The 18,168-nt window shown below is 59.7% G+C and carries 15 protein-coding genes; 8 read left to right on the top strand and 7 right to left on the bottom strand.

Features of this window, described 5'->3' with window-relative positions; translation table 11 throughout:
• Window positions 1-259: 259 nt before the first annotated feature.
• From ACQY1L_RS20055 to ACQY1L_RS20040, 4 genes are all read right to left on the bottom strand, one after another.
• Complete coding sequence (locus tag ACQY1L_RS20055; RefSeq protein WP_430245825.1) at window positions 260-1,873, bottom strand: TolC family protein; 1,614 nt, start codon at window positions 1,871-1,873, stop codon at window positions 260-262.
• Between the two features lie 347 nt (window positions 1,874-2,220).
• A complete protein-coding gene (locus tag ACQY1L_RS20050; RefSeq protein ID WP_062459126.1) occupies window positions 2,221-2,658 on the bottom strand; it encodes a YeeE/YedE family protein in 438 nt (145 codons plus the stop codon).
• The gene (locus ACQY1L_RS20045) at window positions 2,658-3,086 is read right to left on the bottom strand and encodes a YeeE/YedE family protein (RefSeq protein ID WP_062459130.1); all 429 of its coding nucleotides are present in this window, start codon (window positions 3,084-3,086) and stop codon (window positions 2,658-2,660) included. Before ACQY1L_RS20045 ends, ACQY1L_RS20050 begins: the two co-directional genes overlap by 1 nt.
• Before the next feature lie 287 nt (window positions 3,087-3,373).
• Window positions 3,374-5,539, bottom strand: a complete 2,166-nt coding sequence (locus ACQY1L_RS20040; protein WP_430262123.1) for a bifunctional diguanylate cyclase/phosphodiesterase — start codon at window positions 5,537-5,539, stop codon at window positions 3,374-3,376.
• A gap of 1,047 nt (window positions 5,540-6,586) precedes the next feature.
• Here ACQY1L_RS20040 and ACQY1L_RS20035 point away from each other — a divergent pair.
• The gene (locus ACQY1L_RS20035; RefSeq protein ID WP_430245820.1) at window positions 6,587-7,525 is read left to right on the top strand and encodes a 3-hydroxyacyl-CoA dehydrogenase; all 939 of its coding nucleotides are present in this window, start codon (window positions 6,587-6,589) and stop codon (window positions 7,523-7,525) included.
• Here the strand turns inward: ACQY1L_RS20035 and ACQY1L_RS20030 are convergent.
• The gene (locus ACQY1L_RS20030) at window positions 7,522-8,274 is read right to left on the bottom strand and encodes an SDR family NAD(P)-dependent oxidoreductase (RefSeq protein ID WP_430245818.1); all 753 of its coding nucleotides are present in this window, start codon (window positions 8,272-8,274) and stop codon (window positions 7,522-7,524) included. The two genes, ACQY1L_RS20035 and ACQY1L_RS20030, sit on opposite strands and share 4 nt — an antisense overlap.
• Window positions 8,271-9,581, bottom strand: coding sequence for a histidinol dehydrogenase (hisD, locus tag ACQY1L_RS20025; protein ID WP_430245816.1), 1,311 nt, complete (start codon window positions 9,579-9,581; stop codon window positions 8,271-8,273). Before hisD ends, ACQY1L_RS20030 begins: the two co-directional genes overlap by 4 nt.
• An 80-nt stretch (window positions 9,582-9,661) precedes the next feature.
• On the opposite strand from hisD, the gene ACQY1L_RS20020 reads away from it, so the two are divergent.
• The 4 genes from ACQY1L_RS20020 to ACQY1L_RS20005 all read left to right on the top strand — a co-directional run bounded on the left by ACQY1L_RS20020 (window position 9,662) and on the right by ACQY1L_RS20005 (window position 13,781).
• Window positions 9,662-10,654 carry a LacI family DNA-binding transcriptional regulator gene (locus ACQY1L_RS20020; protein ID WP_113111597.1) on the top strand — a complete coding sequence of 331 codons (993 nt, stop codon included), beginning with the start codon at window positions 9,662-9,664 and terminating at the stop codon, window positions 10,652-10,654.
• 169 nt (window positions 10,655-10,823) lie between these two features.
• Window positions 10,824-11,813 carry a TRAP transporter substrate-binding protein gene (locus ACQY1L_RS20015; protein ID WP_192078375.1) on the top strand — a complete coding sequence of 330 codons (990 nt, stop codon included), beginning with the start codon at window positions 10,824-10,826 and terminating at the stop codon, window positions 11,811-11,813.
• 158 nt (window positions 11,814-11,971) lie between these two features.
• Window positions 11,972-12,502, top strand: coding sequence for a TRAP transporter small permease (locus ACQY1L_RS20010; protein ID WP_062459152.1), 531 nt, complete (start codon window positions 11,972-11,974; stop codon window positions 12,500-12,502).
• Between the two features lies 1 nt (window position 12,503).
• Window positions 12,504-13,781, top strand: a complete 1,278-nt coding sequence (locus ACQY1L_RS20005) for a TRAP transporter large permease (RefSeq protein WP_430245813.1) — start codon at window positions 12,504-12,506, stop codon at window positions 13,779-13,781.
• 49 nt (window positions 13,782-13,830) lie between these two features.
• On the opposite strand, the gene ACQY1L_RS20000 is transcribed toward ACQY1L_RS20005, so the two are convergent.
• Complete coding sequence (locus ACQY1L_RS20000) at window positions 13,831-14,856, bottom strand: LacI family DNA-binding transcriptional regulator (RefSeq protein ID WP_082476356.1); 1,026 nt, start codon at window positions 14,854-14,856, stop codon at window positions 13,831-13,833.
• Window positions 14,857-15,039: 183 nt separating this feature from the next.
• Here ACQY1L_RS20000 and ACQY1L_RS19995 point away from each other — a divergent pair, with 183 nt between their 5' ends.
• Genes ACQY1L_RS19995 through ACQY1L_RS19985 form a run of 3 tightly spaced genes read left to right on the top strand, consistent with a single transcriptional unit; the run spans window position 15,040 to window position 18,109 of the window.
• On the top strand, window positions 15,040-16,407 hold the full coding sequence (locus tag ACQY1L_RS19995) for an LLM class flavin-dependent oxidoreductase (protein WP_082476357.1): 1,368 nt from the start codon (window positions 15,040-15,042) through the stop codon (window positions 16,405-16,407).
• A gap of 21 nt (window positions 16,408-16,428) precedes the next feature.
• On the top strand, window positions 16,429-17,790 hold the full coding sequence (locus ACQY1L_RS19990) for an acyclic terpene utilization AtuA family protein (RefSeq protein WP_430245810.1): 1,362 nt from the start codon (window positions 16,429-16,431) through the stop codon (window positions 17,788-17,790).
• 1 nt (window position 17,791) lies between these two features.
• Window positions 17,792-18,109: a DUF4387 domain-containing protein gene (locus ACQY1L_RS19985; protein ID WP_062459166.1), complete on the top strand. Its 318-nt coding sequence runs from the start codon at window positions 17,792-17,794 to the stop codon at window positions 18,107-18,109.
• Window positions 18,110-18,168 lie beyond the last annotated feature (59 nt).

The following is an 18,168-nucleotide window of genomic DNA, read 5'->3' as shown; positions in this document are numbered from 1 at the left end:
GATGGGCAGCGAGATGCGATGACACGGACCGTCAAAGGTCTGCGCCGGGCAAAATGTTGAATACCGAACTGGCTGGTCCGGCAGTGTCTCGATTGCTGTCAATCCTACCAAGAAACTCTGGGATAAGACTTGCTCAATTTTAGAACGTTATCAATTAGCGATAACTAATTCTCGCATCGGACGGTTGATGCAGGGTTAATGCCGGTCAGCGTATTTGCGTTTCTGAGAGGCGGACAAAAACGAATTTGACCCCTGCGGGCTAGAGAGCGCCGCGCAGAGCAAGCTCTTCAAACCGGTTTCGCTTGTCCTTAACGTCCGCGCCGATACTTGAGGCTTGAAGCGAAACGGCAAGCGCCTCGCTTAGCTTGGTCTCAACGTCTGCTCCGCGTTCGGCATTCTCTGCGGCAGCTGGTCCTGCCTCTATCGGCAGTGCTTGTCGCGCAGGCATCGTGACCGCCATTTCGATTGGCGTCTCCGACCTGGATGCGCCGCCGTTCAGGACGGTCGCGGCCGTGCCCGGCTTCTTTTCGAGCTTGAAGATGTCCCGCAAGCGCCCCGCTGCGGAGGCACACTCGATATTCAGCTTATGGACATCGAACTGGATGTTGATTGCGTCGAAACGTGCGGCATGTAGCTCCTGATCGGCATTCAAGACATCGAGGAGAGTCCGCGTTCCCAGGTCGAGGAACTGCCTCTGATAAAGATCTCGGGTTTCGCGCATCAGCGTCTGTCGCGAGGCGAGTGTCGTGAGCAAAGCGCGCATTCCAGACAGCTGCGTGCGCGATTCCATCCAGCTCCGCTGCGCGCCTGTCCTGGCACTGGCGATGCCGGCCTCAGCGGACTGAACCGCGAACTGGCCAGCTTCGCTCCGGGCCTTATAGGAGCCGCCATTGTAAAGCTTGCCGGTCAGTTTCAGACCGATCGTATAGTCCGGGCTGCCTGGTGAATTTCCGAGCAGATCCATGCTGCTACCGCCTTCAAGCGCCAGGGTGGGCAGGACATCGGCCTTGCTGAACCGCAGGTTGGCCTCGGCGGCCGTCTTCTTCGATGCCGCTGCCCGGACGCTCGGCACCGTATCCCAATCGGGCTCTTTGGCAGAGCAGGCATTGGGGAGGTCTGAGGGAATACTCGCTCCGAGATTGATCTTCCCGGACATACCCAACAGCGACGCCATGCTGCCCTGCCAGCGCTCCGACTGAGACCTGATCTCCAGTGCCGTGGTCTGGGCCATCTGCACCCGCGCTTCGGCCTGAAGCTTGTCCGATCTCGTGCTGGCTCCCTGTTCCGTTCGCGCGTTGACGAGCTCGAGGATTTCCTTCGTGTCGCGCACCTGATCGGACGCGACAACCGCCAGACTGCGGTTTCTCAGGGTTTCGAGGGACGCAAGCGCGGTGTCCCTGATCACGTTGTCGACCACGGCAATGAACTCGGCGCGCCGGGTTTCCTCTGTCGCCGTGGCACTGGCGACCTGACTGGAGACTTTCCCGAAGTCGTAGATCATCTGCGACGCCGTCACGGTGGCGGCCGGCTGAAAACCGTTCCCGAAAGCGCTGCGCCTGCCGACATCGATCCCGCCCCCGATCGACGGAAAATATCCCGAGCGTGCATCCCGGATCGCCGCGCCTTGCTGGTTGAGTTCGCCCGCCGCCTGCATGATCGATGGCTGATAGTCGACCGCCCGCCGGACGGCCGCCTGCATGGTCAAAATCGTGTTCCGGTCCTTCACTGCGGGCCGAGAGCTCGGGACTGATGCGGTCGCGATACTGTCGACCGATGTCGTCCGCGCCCGCGTCTGTGTCTGCGCGCAAGACGCAACGCTGAAGGCGAGCGGCACAAATATCGCCGTCCGGACAACACGGGAAAGCATGCTCATCGTATCCCCCAAGCCCGCAGGTCCAGACGGACCTGCAAAGACAAACCACCGCCGCTCGACTACTTTCCAAGCCGAAGCATTTCAAGCAATTCTAATATACGTCTGAAGATGGTTAATGACTGCTTAACTGAGACCTCGTCAGTCTCTGGAGCATGATGATTGTGTTGTCGGAGTGGGCGGGAGAAGGCCGCGCCGCGGGCCGGACGAGAGGGCGAAGCTAAACTGGCTTCTGGTAAATGCTATGCTCGACAATGCGGGAGTAAAGAAACCCTTATACTGCCTTCAATGGTTCATGGGATGGTGGTTCGAATGCCATCGAGGTTGCGGAAGTTACCTTCTCCGTCCCATCAGGACCGCGCTGCCACAGTCTGTCGGGACGACACCATGCGATGGACAAACATACCGGCAAGCATGGCCGCGACGAACAGTGCTGCTTCCCAGCGGCCTGTAACGAGAGAGGCGATTGCGGGACCCGGGCATAGACCGACGAGGCCCCAGCCGAGACCAAACAGTGCAGCGCCTGCGACAAGCGGACGGTCGATCATGCGGCTCGTCGGCACATGGAACTGGGTTTCGAAGACCGGTTTGCTGCAACGACGCCGGATCGCATAGGCAATTGATGACGGGATCAGTGCCCCGCCCATCACGAAAGCAAGCGACGGATCCCAGTTACCGGTCACATCGAGGAACGCCAGAACACGGGCAGGATTGACCATGTCGGACACGACAAGGCCAATGCCGAACAGAATTCCGCAGGCGATGGAGACGAGAATGCGCTGGGTCATCATGCCACTCCCATCAAATGTCGGGTAATGAAGACGGTTGCTGCCGCCACGATCATGAACGTTGCCGTCGCGACGATGGACCGGGGCGATAGGCGTGCCAGTCCGCAAACACCGTGGCCGCTGGTGCAGCCGGAACCAAGCCGCGTCCCGAAGCCGACCAGGAGCCCGCCTACCACAAGAAGGGGAGGCGAGGCGGTGATCGCGAACTCTGCGTGCCGTAACAAGGTAAAGGCGGCGGCAGCTCCACCGAGTATGCCAACCAGAAAACCGACCCCGAGCGGACTGATTCCACTGCCTGTCCATCCGACAGCAGATGCGGCCAGACCGGAAATTCCGGCTATCCGACCGTTCAGCAGCAGGTAGATCGCGGCGGAAAGGCCAATCAGAAGGCCGCCGGACAGCGGCCAGATAAAGCTGAGATCAGACATGGGTCGTTTCCTTGGCGCCGACAGCGCGTTGACCGATATCTTCAGATAATGGATGCCGTTGTCTTCGGCCAGGGGGAACTGGCGCGCAGTCCCTACACGCTCAAATGACAACGCAGCAGCAGCGCGGTACTGCTAAACGCGTGATGGCCGTAAGCGCGTCCGAAACGACGCCAAGCAAGTTCCGTTACGATGACGCAGCGGTGGACGCATGGGTTTAAGTCTGCGCGTGGGGTCTTCCTGCCGGGGCATGGCATCAGAATGCAAAGCCCCAGCGTAACCTGTCCCCTTCAGGTTCGAGCCATCCGGGAGACGTATGCTGCAACGTCCTGGCGAGGAAGAGGTCGCGACATCAGAAAGCCCTGAAGATCGTCGCATCCAAGCCGTTCAAGTTCGGCACGCTGCTCGATTGTCTCAACGCCTTCAGCCGTTATCTTCAGCCCTTTCGCTCTGGCCATGCCAATCATCGCAACAACAACGGCCCTGCTGCCGCTTTGGTGCATTTCGCCGATAAACGACCTATCGATTTTGATGCGATCCACCTCGATATTCTGCACGCGCGAGAATGAAGAATACCCGGTTCCAAAGTCGTCTATGGCAAACCGGACGCCTGCTTTTCGCAGCATGGCTATGGTTCGCTTCAGGTCGATCGTGTTATCCGCAGTTGCAGTTTCGGTCATCTCGATCTCAAGCCTCTCGGGGCTTACGTTCATGTTTGCGAGGGTCGTCAAAACCCGCAGACTGTAGCCGGGAGAACCAAGCTCAAGCGGCGAAGCGTTGATCGCAATAGAGATGCCGGGAAGATCAGCAAGAGTCCTGCATGCATTGTCCAGCACAAGGGCGCCGATGTCGTTGATCAACCCGATGTCCTCCGCCAGAGGAATGAACTGGTCGGGACTTATGTAGCCCATCGTCGGGTGCTTCCACCGAGCAAGCGCTTCGAGAGAACAAATGCTTCCGTCGGTCGCATTGAAGACTGGTTGATAAAAAGTCTCGAGCTGGGTCCTGGTCTCGACTGCAAAACGGAGATCACTTTCCAACGCCCTGCGCCTGCGTAGCAGTTCGTCCATATGTTCACCAAACACCGCATGGGTATTCCTGCCGGCTGCTTTGGCATGATAAAGCGCGATATCAGCCTGGCGCGTCAGTTCGATGGGGTCACATGGGCCGGTTGCTAGAGCTGCTCCGACGCTTGCGCCAATGACGACATGCGTCGTTCCGATTTCGAACGGTGCCCGCAGTGACTGCACAATTTTCGATGCGAGATCTTCAGCATTCCTGGCATCATTTTCTCCCAGCAGAATGGTGAATTCGTCGCCTCCCACCCGCGCCAAAAGAGATTGCGGCAGGAGATCGCGCATCCGGTTTGCTGCCAAGCAGATCAGCTTGTCGCCAACCGGGTGACCGAACGTATCGTTGACAGCCTTGAAGCGATCAAGATCAACGAACAACACACAGTGGAGAGCCTCGGCGTGCCCGCTCGATAGTTGACGATTGAGTTGCTCGTTGAAGTAAGCGCGGTTTGCAAGCCCGGTCAGGGCATCGTGGGAGGCTTGATGTTTCAGTTCTGCGCGGCTCGCAGCCAGCCGCTCGGAGCGGCGCCAGATTGCACCTCCAGAAAAACTGGTCCCAGCGAAAAGTGCGATAAACGCGATAAAAAGGGCCGGGGCAGTGGCTTCGAATACATATTGTCCGGGTTGGAATGGGTTCCAACGGAAGTATCCAAAAACTTGCCCGTCTCGTGCGACCAAGGGTACGTAAGCAACATTCCGTTCCCGAGGTCGCTTGGAGGTGAACTCCAGTTTGGCGAACTCATATTCGGTACCGATTGCCAGAGGAAGATCGCCGTCGAGAAAGCGTATGCTCACATGCAGCATTTCCTCGCCCGGCGTCTGTTCCAGATCACCGGTGTCCGAAACGATTGGCTTTATGCTGACAATTGCAGGTCGAAATCCGACATAGCTCAGATCAGCTTCGCCAATCGAAAGCGTCCGTTCGCTGATACCCTCGGTATCTTCGGCAAGTAGACGCGCTTGAAGCTTTTTAGCGAGCGGCAAGTAGGCGTTGCGGAGATCATCTGGGGTAGGGGAATAGTCTGTCTCGGATGAAAACAGATATTGCACAGAGAGGTCCGGTCGAAGGACTAAAGCGCCATCATGCCCAAAATAGCTGTGCATCCATGAACCGAGGTTCGTCTCGATCCATTTCAGGTCACCACTGGTTGCATGCCTCACGGCGTCGTCCCAGACAGTTGCGCTTTCCTGGTCATGCGCAATGCCAGCCGTCAGTTTCGCGACCGTAAGTTTCATGAGATCGCGCTGCCTTGCTGCGGCCACCTCATCGCTTGTAGCAGCCGCCCAACTCAAACTCAGTAAAAGCAGACCACAGACGACCAAAGAAACGAGAGCCGGCAGGCACCATCGTAGAAACCACTGACTCTGAAACTGTATCTTCATCCCGCAACCGTCATCTCTTATTTTACGTGATGGTAAAACAGAGGCTATTAAAGCACGGGTAAGTAAGGTGGTTACGTCTGCGTTAAATGGCGAAACAGCGGCACGACTTCCTCAGGCATCCTCCTAGCACGAGTGCGAAGAGCGGCTGAGGGATAAGCCTTATCGCAGGCATTCTCCAGACAAATCCGCTGGGTTAACTGGCATGCGCGAACTGCCTACCACCCTTTGCCTGGACAACACCCATCAACCATTCACGGGCGGCCCGACGCCGTTTGGCGGGCTTCCAATCGGAAATTACCGCCACACAAACTGCGTCCAACACAGTGGTCGCGCGCTCTTGGAACTTCTGGTCGTGTGAAACTGCGGGAGCTGGTATTCAGTCACCATTCAGGCCCGATGACTAGTTTGACCTCCAACTTAACAATGGGAGGCATGGACTCATGCTCGCTACGCGATGCAAAAGTGTCTTCGATGACTTCTCAGTCCGCGAAGAACAGGATGGAAACCTTGGAGTCGATAAGGAGCAACTTCTGTTGGCTTTCCATCGGGGAACCATCGCCGCGAAGGCAAACCGCGATGTCGGCCACTGTCCTTTCAGCGCACTGACACAACCGTCCGAATTCCTCGCGTGGTTGGAAGGCTTTCAATGCTGTTCGGCGTCACGCTAGCGAATTCGTCGGAGCGGTCCTCCGGCATCGCATCTCTGCATGAGGTGGGCTGTCCAAGGATTTCTCTGTTTACGGCGAGACAGGCTCTTCGCCGTCGAGGACGCACTAGCACCGAGATTGCGGAAATTCCTTCGGAAAAGTTCGGTTCTGGAATGAAGTAAACCCCGGCGGTGACGCTGCTTCGGGATATCAGTCCGGGAGCAACCGCCTGCCTCCTCGACTGCCAAAAGACCGATACGACGACGGTGGGACGCCTTCCTTCGTGAAAGATTTTCACTGGGATGATCGGCGATTGACCCTCGGGCAGCCTTGCTGCTTGCTCACCCAGCCAGCGTGAAGGCGCTGCCTTTGCTGCAGCTCACAAGGGGAGATCCAGGGCATGAATGCGATCAGGAACGTTGCCATCGTCGGCGCAGGTCTGGTGGGGCAGGGCTGGGCGATTGTCTTCGCGCGGGCCGGCATGGACGTCACCGTTTATGATGCCCGCGAAAACGCCGAGACTGTCATCGGCGCGCAGATCGACAAGGCCGTCGGCGATCTTGCCGCCGGGGGGCTTTGCGGCGACGTGCCTTTGGTCCTGTCGCGCATCCGTTTTGCGCGGAGCCTCAGCGAGGCTGTGTCGGGCTGCGACTACGTACAGGAGTCGGCGTTCGAGCGGATCGATGTGAAGCGCGAGGTCAGTCTTGCGATCGATGCGGTGCTTCCCGCCCATGCCATCGTCGGCAGTTCCACCTCAGGATTTCCCGGGTCGGCGTTCTATGAGGAGTGTGGCAACCGGGAGCGGTTGATGGTGGTGCATCCCGTCAATCCTCCGCATCTCGTGCCGCTGGTCGAAATCGTCCCGACGCCCTGGACTGCGCCACAGGCAGCGAGCCGTGTCCGGCGCCTGATGGAGGATGTGGGGCAGTCAGCCGTGTCGCTGTCGCGCGAAATTCCCGGCTTCGTGCTGAACAGGTTGCAGGGCGCCCTGCTGGACGAAGCGTTTGCACTGTTTGCGGAAGGCTATGCTACGGCCGAAGACATCGATCGCACGGTGCGCGACGGGCTTGGGTTGCGCTGGTCGTTCATGGGACCGTTCGAGACCATCGATCTCAACGCGCCGAAGGGGCTTGCAGATTATGCCGAACGGCTCGGGCCGATGTATGCCGGATTTGCCGATCAGCGCAGGGCAGACCGAGGCTGGGCGCCGGATGCGGTGACACGGGCGGATGCGGAGCGTCGCGAACTGCTCGCAGAGCAGGATCTCGATGCCAGACGCTCCTGGCGCGATGAAATGCTGACGCGGATCGTCCGGGCGAAGCAGGCGGTGGCGGACTAGTCCGCCGTCCAGCCGCCGTCGATCATCAACGCCGAGCCGGTCATCAGGGACGACGCGTCGGAGGCAAGGAAAATGGCGGCGCCGACGACGTCTGCCGGCTGCCCCAGGCGACCTAGCTTGATCTTGGACAGCGTCTCGCGGCGAAACTCCTCATTCTCGAAATACGAGGCGGTCATCGGTGTCTCGATAAAGGTGGGGCAAAGGGTATTGATGCGGATGCCGGCAGGTCCAAGTTCGACCGCCAACGCCTTGGTAAAACCTTCAATCGCAAACTTCGAGCCGCAATAGAGCGTCCTGTTGGCCGCGCCGACATGGCCCATCTGCGAGGACATGTTGATGACGGTGCCCCGCCTACCGTGCCTCAGCATAACGGCCGTCACGGACTGGGCTGCAAAAATTGCAGCCTTCGTGTTCAGGCTGAAGACGGCATCGTAGTCGTCTTCAGTGACCTCGGTCAGCGGCTTGGGGCGATTGGTGCCGGCATTGTTGACAAAGATATCGAACGGCGCTTGCGCCCCGACATGCTGGCGGAAGCCGGCAACGTCGGTGACATCGCACACAAGCGGCCGCGCCCTCCAGCCGCGCGTAGACATCACAGCGCAGGCCTCCTCGATCTCCGTCCGCGAGCGCGCGCAAAGCGTTACCTCGGCACCCGCCTCGGCAAGGCCTTCGGCGACCGCGCGTCCAATGCCACGGCTGGCGCCGGTGACGAGCGCCCGCTTTCCGGCAAGATTGAAAAGGCCGCTCATTCGGCTGCTTCGCCATAGGCGACGTCGCGGTTGCCATAGCGTCTCACCCGTAAGTTCGCCTGTTCGGCATGGCCGACGAAACCCTCGAGCATGCTCAGCCTCGAGCAATAGGCGCCGATCTCAGCCGCCGCTTTGTCCGTTGTGACGCGCTGGTAGGAATGCGTCTTGAGAAACTTGCCGACCCAGAGACCGCCGGTATAACGCCCCGCCTTTTTCGTCGGCAAAGTATGGTTGGTGCCGATGACCTTGTCGCCATTGGCAACGTTGGTGCGTGGGCCGAGGAAGAGCGCACCGTAGGAATGCATGTTTTCGAGAAACCAGTCGTCCCGGTCTGTCATAACCTGCACGTGCTCGGAGGCGATCTCGTTGGCGACGTTGAGAATCTCCTCGTAGGTGTCGCAGACGATGATCTCGCCGTACTCGCGCCAGGATACGGAAGCGGTTTCGGCAGTTGGCAGGATTCCGAGAATTCGATCGATTTCAGCGATCGTCGCTTTCGCCAGCGTCTCCGAATTGGTCACGAGAACCGCCGGGGAATTGTAGCCATGTTCGGCTTGCCCCAGAAGGTCTGTGGCGCACATTTCCGCGTCCACAGTCTCGTCCGCAATGACCATCGTTTCGGTCGGGCCGGCAAAGAGATCTATTCCGACGCGCCCGTAGAGCTGGCGCTTTGCTTCCGCAACAAACGCGTTGCCGGGGCCGACAAGCATGTCGACGGGGCGAATGGTCTCGGTCCCGAGCGCCATCGCGCCGATCGCCTGAATGCCGCCGAGGACAAAAATTTCATGGGCCCCGCCGAGATGCATTGCAGCGACGATGGCGGGGTGGGGTTCGCCTTTTTGGGCCGGAGCCGCTGCTGCGATGCGGGGAACGCCCGCCACCGAGGCCGTGAGGACAGACATATGCGCCGACGCGACCATCGGGTACTTGCCGCCTGGAACATAGCAACCGACCGACTGAACAGGAATATTGCGGTGGCCGAGGAAGACCCCCGGCATGGTCTCGATTTCGATATCGGTCATCGACGCTCTTTGGGCTTCGGCAAATTTGCGGATCTGAGTCTGGGCAAACCTGATGTCGTCCATGTCGCGAGCCGACACCTTGTTGATTGCCGCCTCGATCTCGGACGTGGTCAGTCTAAACGAGGCCGGAGAGAAGTTGTCGAATTTCGCCGACAGGTCGCGTACTGCGGCGTCGCCTCGGGTTTCGATGTCCTTGAGCGTCGCTTCGACAAGCGTCCTGACTTTGGCGTCATCTTCGGCGCGTTCGGCGGCCGCCTTCCCCTGTTTCATATAGCGAATTGACATGTCTCACCTCCCTTTTGACATCGAGCGTAATGTGCTAGCGACGCTGAATGCAAGTTTTCATCATTGCGTGAAAAAATTTCATGGAGTCTGTTTTGAAGCCGACAGCCAAGCAGGTCGCTCATGAAGCGGGCGTTTCCATCGCCGCGGTATCACGCGCGTTTTCGCCGGGGTCGTCCATCGATCCGTTGAAAAGACAGCGTATCCTTCAGGTCGCAGCGCAGTTGGGTTATAGCAGTCCGGCGCGCCGTACTGCCGAGGTGATCTCCGCCGGTACAGTGACGTTGGTGGCAGGCGATCTCGCCAACCCGTTCTATCCACTCGTTCTCGACACGCTCGCAAAAGCACTGCAGGCGGTCGGGAGACAATTGCTCGTCTATGCTATCCCGCCGCAGGCGGACATGGACCAGCTGACGCCGCAGATCCTTGCCGCTCGCCCCAGCGCACTTGTCGTGACCTCCGCAAGCCTGACGTCTGGAATGGCCAACGCCTGCCGGCAGCATGGCATCCGGGTGGTGCTGCTCAACCGGATCCAGCGCAATGTCCGCGTAAATGCGGTCGCGTGCGACAATCACGCAGGCGGTCGTGATGCGGCACTGTTTCTGCTCGGCAGGGGGCGCCGACGGATAGGCTTCATCGGCGGGATCTCCAACACGTCTACCCACCGTGACCGGGCGGAAGGCTTTTCCGAAGCATTACGCGAGAGCGGGCATTCCGTGCTTGCCGAGGGAAACGGGGAGTTCACCTACCGAGGCAGCTACGGCGCAGTGCTATCACTGCTGACAGCAAAAAACCGTCCAGATGCGCTGTTCTGCTGCAACGACATCATGGCCCTCGCCGCCATAGATGCTGCCCGCGAACTTGGACTGTCCGCGCCTGAGGATCTTTCGATCGTTGGATTTGACGACATTCCCATGGCCGGTTGGAGATCCTATCGTCTGACGACGATCCGGCAGCCGATTACCCGCATGATCTCCGAGGTCGTGGGCCTGATACAGGCCAGCAAGACCGTTCCACTCGACGAGACGACGACCAGCATCCTGCCTGGCAAATTGATCGTGCGCGGCAGTGCCTGAAGACGATCCTGCACGACCAGAGAAGAAGGATATTTCGGGCGTCGGCAGAAAAAAACTTGACGGGACGGGCAAATTTGCGAAAGTTAGTGCACACGTTTGCGCATCTGCAGCGGCGATAAGGAGGTCGCGGCTGAGTCACCGGATGCAAGCTTTGACCGGGAGGGATAAGATGAAGCTCAAGACACTTGCTGTCGTTCTGGCAGCTCTTGTGATGGGAACGGGACAGGGTTTCGCCGCCGAGCGGGCCCTTCGCGTCGCCACCAGCGTTCCGCACAATCACTACCTCACCAACGTCATCAAGGAGTTCGCAGACAACGTGTCGAAGCGGACCAACGGCGAAATTACCTTCGAATTCTATGACTCGGGTTCACTCGTCAGCGACCAGCACATGGACGAGGCGGTTGCAAACGGCACAATCGATATCGGCATCGCCTCTGCATCCATCCTTGCCGGCACCGTGCCCGCTCTCAACGTGTTCGCCGTGCCATTCTTTTTCGATACGCGCGAAAAGCTCGATCGCGCCGTGCTGCCCGGAACCCCGATCAGAACCATACTCGACAAGAGGATCAACCAGACCGGGTCGCGCGCGATGTTCTGGATCCCTTATGGCTTCATCACGATGATCACCCGCGACAAGGAAGTTCATGTCCCTGCGGATATGCGCAACCTGAAGATCAGAACGTTCGGCTCTACCGTCAGCGAATTCGTCGAGGCCGTGGGAGCCGCTCCGGTCGTCACCAGCGGTAGCGAACAGTTCCTGGCGCTTCAGCGCGGTATCGTCGATGGCGGGCTGACGGGATGGCCGTCGGTCGAGGAGCGCCGCCTCTTCGAGGTTTCGCGCTACATCATCGCGACGGACCACATGTATGAGACGCATTTCGCCCTGATGAGCGAAAAAGCGCTCGAAAAGATGCCGACCGAACTTCGTGCGATCTTCCAGGAGGAGGCCGCGAAACTCGAGACGGTGCTCATGGATCGCATCTTCGATGCCACCAAGCATACGCGCGAGGTTCTCGCCAAGAAGATGGAGATCATCGATCTCACGCCGGATGAAATCGTCCGGTGGAAAGAGGAAACGGCACCTGTCGCAAAGTCGTTCTACGACAACGGAAACGACCTTGCGAAATCTGTTTTCGACGAAGCGCAAAAGCTTCAGTAGCGGCAATTGGCTAGCCGCGCCGCCTCGCACAGAGTCGGCACAATGTAAAAGCACGACACCAAAAACAAGGGCGGGGCGCAGTGCCACCGTCGCGGCGAAACGCGCATTCGCGCAGCGTCTGAGAGGGTCAGACGCAAACGTCTGGGAGGAACGGCACCATGCCCCCGCAAGAAAAGAAATGGGTCGGCACAATCGAGTCGACCATCATGAGGATCGGTGAATACAGTTCATGGATCTACCTCTTCATCGGCATCATCGTCGCCTATGAAGTGGCGTCGCGATACTTCTTCAACAGTCCGACGGACTGGGTCGAGGAGACCTCACGTCTCGGCATGGTCTGGGCAACATTCCTGCTGTTTCCAGCCTGCATGGGGCGCCGGCAGTTGATCTCGATCACGCTTTTCTCCGATGCGGTCGGCGAACGCGCCAAGGTCGTTCTCGAAGGCATAAGCTTTGCGATCATCGCGCTCGCCTGTGCCGTCGTCTCCTTCGAGGCGCTTGTTGCCGCAATCGACGCGGCGACAGTCGGCCGCGCTACGGCGAGTGTCCTGCGCATCCCCTATTGGCTCTTCTACCTGCCGGTCGCGATCGGGTTCTTTCTTTTCTTCGTCCAGGCTGCGCTGGAACTGATCCTGCTTGTTGCGACGGGGCAGCGACGCAAGCTCGAACTCGCGCACGAGGAGATCTGATATGGAAAGCGTTATCGTACTAGTCGCGCTCTTCGTCTTTCTGTTTGCGGGCATACCGGTCGGTATCGCGCTTTCGACGACGGGTATCGTTCTTCTCCTGATGAAGGACGTGCCGCTCGCCAGCGTGTCGATGGAATTCCTCGGCTCGGTCAACAATTTCATCCTGCTGGCGGTGCCGGTGTTTCTTTTGACGTCGAATATCCTGCTGAAGGCGGGGGTCGCGAAAGACCTGTTCGACGCGGTGCAGCGATGGGTCGGCGGCGTGCGCGGCGGTGTCGCGATCGCAACGATCATCTCCTGCGGCATCTTTGCCGCGATCTCGGGCTCTTCCGTGGCCGTTGCGGCCATGATCGGCACCGTGGCAATTCCCGAGATGACCAAGCGCGGCTACGATCGTCGCTTTGTCATGGGAACGCTCGCCGCTGGCGCAACGCTTGGCATCCTCATCCCGCCGTCCATTCCGCTGATCATCTATTCGGCGGTCGCGGAGCAGTCCACCGCCTCGATGTTCCTTGCCGGCGTCGGGCCCGGGCTGTTCTTGATCGTGCTGTTCCTGATCTACTGCATCGTCAAGTCGTTCATGGGGGCGGCACCGAAGGCGGAAAAAGGTGAATCCGGTTCGGGTGGTCGGATGGCTGCAAGCCTTCGCGCCCTGCCGACCATGGTCATTGCGCTGACGATGATCGTCGGGATCTATGCAGGCGTCTTCACGCCGACGGAGTCGGCAGCTGTGGGCCTCGTCATGACCCTGATCTACGTATTCTGCATACGCCGGGGCGTGTCTTTTGCAGATTTTCGGGGGGCGGTGTTCGGCGCGGGTCTTACCACGGCGAACCTGCTGCTGATCATTGCGGGGGCAAACGTATTCGGCAAGGCGATCATGCTTTACCGCATTCCCTACGAAATCTCCCAGTGGATCGCCGTCAATATCGAGACGGCTGGCATGTTCATGCTGGCGGTCACAGCGGTGTTGCTCCTGCTCGGCCTGTTCCTGGAGGGTATCGCGATGATCCTGATCGTGCTTCCGGTGCTCCTCCCGTCGCTCGGCGTGCACGGAATCGATCCAATCTGGTTCGGCATCTACTTCGTGCTGATGATCGAGATCGCGCTGATTACGCCGCCGGTGGGTATGAACCTCTTCGTGATCCAGTCGGTGGCGAAATCGAGTTTGAAGGAGGTGATGTACGGGGCTCTGCCATACGTCGTCATCATGCTGTTCGCCGTGCTTGCCATCTACTTCTTCCCCGCAATCGTGATGTATATTCCGAAAGCGGGCTGATAGGCTGCACCGACAACTGGTCGAGAAAGGGCGCTTTTCGCGCCCTTTTTCATGCCCGGCCGGTGGAGCCGCGAACAATCAGCTTGCCGCGCATGGCGATCAGTTCGTCCGGCAGGCTCGGATCGACCGTGCGCGCTCGCAGCAGTTCAAAGGCGCGCTGGATCATCAGGGGCAGGGGCTGCTGGATTGTCGTGAGGTCGTAGATCGGCCGGGCGGACGCCGCAACGCCATCGAAGCCTGCAACCAGGATGTCGCCGGGCACATCGATCGACGCCAGGCGCAGTGCGTCGAGGACGCCCATGGCCATGATGTCGCTCAACGCGAAGATCGCATCCGGGCGCTCCGCCGAGGGGATCGCCGCGATCTCGCGACCGGCCTCGAAGCCGCCGTCGTAATTGGAGTGGCCGTCGATTCGAAGGGAGAGTGCCAGACCGGCCTGTTCCAGTTCGGCGACAAATCCTTCCTCGCGTTCGCGAGACGTCGAACTGGTGGAGGAGGTGTAGATCAGTCCGAAACGACGGCATCCTCGCAACATCAGAAGTTTCGCCATCTCAGCACCGCCAGCACGATTGTCGCAGGTGACGAAGCATCCATGCGAAAGTGCGACGCGGTTGACCATCACGAGCGGGACGTTGTTCTGGGCGCAGATGTCGGCGGCCTTTGAAGACAATATGGCCGACGAGATGATGCAGCCATCGACCTGGTACTGAATCAGCGCCTGCGCAGTGGTATCCTCGATAGGCCCGCCGCCGGCATGAATGATGAGGAGGCGAAAGCCGAGCTTCTCCGCTTGTCGCGTCGCTTCGTGCAACAGTTCCGTATAGAACGGGTTTTCAGCCGGTCCGAGGACAAGTCCGTACAGACCGCTCTTCCCCGAAGACAGCGTGCGCGCCAGAACGTTCGGCATGTAGCCGTGTTCTTTCGCAAGCCCGATGATCAGGTCCCGCATTTTTTGGGAAATCCGCGTGTCGCCTTTGAGCGCGCGGGTCACCGTCGATGGCGCGACTCCCGCCAGTGCTGACAGGGTAACGACCGTCGCTCGGCGCGGTGTGGAAGGCGGCAGTGTTGAGTTCATACCGATTCATAACAAAACAGCTGCGCCCTGTCGCGCCACTCCGCATCCGCACCGATGCGAAAAAGAGGGGCTGCATGACAAAATATTCGCTCCCAACTTGACATCTCCTCCAGAAAGCGATTGGATCGGAGTGCGCAAACGTTTGCGCAAATATTTGCGATTGACGATGACACGGGAGGAACGATGTCTACTTCAAAACGCCAGATGAAAATGGTGGGCTTCCTGCAGGCGCAGAACTGCTCGATTGCGCCCGGCTCATGGCGGCATCCTGCCGGCGCCACCGATTTTCTGTCCGCCGAATATTTCCAGCGCATCGGACGCATCCTCGAGGACGGCAAGTTCCATCTCGCCTTTTTCGACGACCGTCTGGCCATGCCCGACATCTACGGTGACGATCACCAGGAAGCGGTCGAGAACGGCGTTCGCGTCGTCAAGATGGATCCGGTCTCGATCATCACGGCGATCGGCATGGCAACCAGCCATATCGGCCTCGGCATCACCTATTCGACCACCTATTACGAGCCCTTTCATGTGGCGCGCCTGTTCGCAACGCTCGACCTGATGACCAAGGGCCGTGCTGCGTGGAACGTCGTGACCTCGCTCAACAATTCCGAGGCGGCCAACTTCGGCCGCGTCGAGCATCTTGCCCATGACCTGCGCTACGAGCGGGCCGACGAGTTCCTGGACGTGGTGACAGGGCTCTGGAACAGCTGGGAGCCTGATGCGCTGATCGTCGACAAGGAGACCGGCCAGTTTGCCGATCCGAAGAAGGTCCATCGGCTCGATCACAAGGGCAAGTATTTCAGCTCGAAGGGTCCGCTGCCGGTGCCTCCGTCAGCGCAGGGCCGCCCGGTGTTGATCCAGGCAGGCCAGAGCGGCCGCGGTCGGGAGTTCGCCGGCAAGTGGGGCGATCTGATCTTTGTTGTCTACCCGACGCTTGAGGCAGGGCAGAAACAGTATGCCGCCGTGAAGCAGGAGGTCGCTGCCGCCGGTCGTAATCCCGACGAGGTTGCAATCTGCCCGGCCTGCTACGTCTGCGTCGGCGAAAGCCAGGAAATCGCCGAGGAGAAGCGCGAGTACATTCGTGCGCTCGCCAAGCCGATCGATGCTGTCGTGCTGTTGTCGGAAGCGCTCAACTTCGATTTCGCCAGCAAGCCGATGGATAGCGAATTCACCGACGAGGAGCTGAAGAAGCTGTCCTGGTCGGGCTTCAAGGAGCGCGTCATCTCCCTGAGCGGCAAACCCAATCCGACCGTGCGTGACTTCGTGCACTATTCGGGCCGCGGCACGATCGGCGAGTTTCCGATCTTCTGCGGGACGCCGACCATGGTCGCCGACCAGATGGAAGAGTGGTTCACATCAGGAGCCTGTGACGGTTTCGTGCTGGCGGCCACCCATACACCGGGCGCCTACGAGGACTTCGTCCGCTACGTGGTGCCGGAGCTCCAGCGTCGCGGCGTCTATCAGAAGGACTATGCCGGCACGACGCTGCGCGAAAACCTCGGCATTCCCATGCCGGTTCATCCCGCCCAGCGCCAGGCGGCGGAATAAGCGAGCAGTCGGAGAAGAGTGATGAAAGAATTCAGAATGCTCTCGACGAGCGGCATCCTCGGCTATGGCTATGCCGAGGAATCGCTCAAGATCGGAATGTCGTGGCAGCCGCATGTCATCGGTTGCGATGGCGGCAGTACCGATCCCGGGCCCTACTATCTCGGTGCCGGAACGTCCTTCTGTTCGCGCCTTTCGGTCAAGCGTGATCTGCGGCTGATGCTGCAGGCCAGCATCGCGGCCGGTATTCCCTGCATCATCGGCACGTCCGGTGGGGCAGGGGGCGAGCCGCATCTGCAGGATACGGCAGCACTTGTGCGGGAAATTGCACGGGAGGAGGGGCTGTCGTTCAAGATGGCGCTGATCCATTCCGAGCAAAGCAAGAGCGACCTCGCCGGCTGGGCCGAGAAGGGCCTCACGAAACCGCTGGCAAAGATGAAGCCGCTCGACCGCCAGATGATCGACAACTCTACCCGCGTCGTCGGCATGATGGGGCCGGAGCCGTTTGCAAAGGCACTCGACGAAGGCGCGCAGGTCATTCTTGCCGGTCGAAGCAGCGACCCGGCGCAGTGGGCGGCCCCCGCCATCCGGGCCGGCATGGCGCCTGCACCGTCGTGGTATGCGGGCAAGATGCTGGAATGCGGCGCCGAGCCGACCGTGCCAAAGGAGCCGGACTGCATTTTCCTTCGCGTTCGCGACGACCATGTCGTCTGCGAGCCGCCGAACCCGATTCGGCGCTCGACGCCGTTGGCCGTCGCGAATTTCGCGCTGCATGAGAATTCGAGCCCGATCCACCACGTCGAGCCCGGTGGTCTGCTGGATACGACCGATTGCCGGTTCGAGGCGATCAGCGATCGTGCCGTCAAGATCGACGGCATGACCTGGACGCCGGCCGATCGGTACACGATCAAGCTCGAAGGCGTCGAGATGGCCGGTTACCGGTCCATCGCGATCTGCGGCACGCGCGATCCGATCCTGATCTGGCAGATCGACGACTATCTCGCCACCCACCGCGAGAAGGTTGCCGTGAAGGCCGAATCCTTCGGCGTTCCGCGCGACGATTACCGGATGATCATCCATTGCTACGGCAAGGACGGCGTCATGGGCGGCTGGGAGCCGGTCAAGCAGATCACGAGCCACGAACTTGGCTTCGTGATCGAGGTTGTCGCCAAGACGGCGGATATCGCCAATGCGGTCATCGCCATGGCACGCACCTCGATGCTGCATGCGGATTTCCCGGGGCGTCTGTGCAAGGAAGGCAACATGGCGTTCCCGTTCAGTCCGTCGGATATCGACATGGGGCCGATGTATCGCTTCAGCATCTTCCATACGGTCGAAGTCAGCGATCCCTGCGCCCTGTTCCCCATCGAATACGAGAAGGTGTGACATGGCCCTCATCAGAGACATCGCCCAGATCTGCAAGAGCAAGAATGCCGGTCCTTTCAACGTCACGATCGACGTCCTGTTCGAGGATCACGACCTCTACCGCCGCGTGAAGGCGACGGGAACGCTCAATGCGGCCCTTTTCTCCAGGCTCTACGGCGTCAAGGAAGAAGACGTGCTGTTTACGCCCTACGATACCGCCGCTGCGTTCAAGGCGACGTTCCCGCGAGCGATCCCCGCCGGCGATATCGGCGATACCGACGTGTACGGTGCGCAGCAGCACGCCCCCCTGCTGGATGTCGATATCCCGCTCGAAAACTAACCACGACCTGCGCATGGGTCTTCCGCTGGAGGCTTGAGGGAGACCCATGCGATTGCCAA

The organism is Neorhizobium sp. DAR64862/K0K3 (assembly GCF_050500185.1).
In the GTDB taxonomy this organism is placed as follows: Bacteria; Pseudomonadota; Alphaproteobacteria; order Rhizobiales; family Rhizobiaceae; genus Neorhizobium; species Neorhizobium soli.
This window is presented reverse-complemented; position numbering and strand designations above follow the sequence as displayed.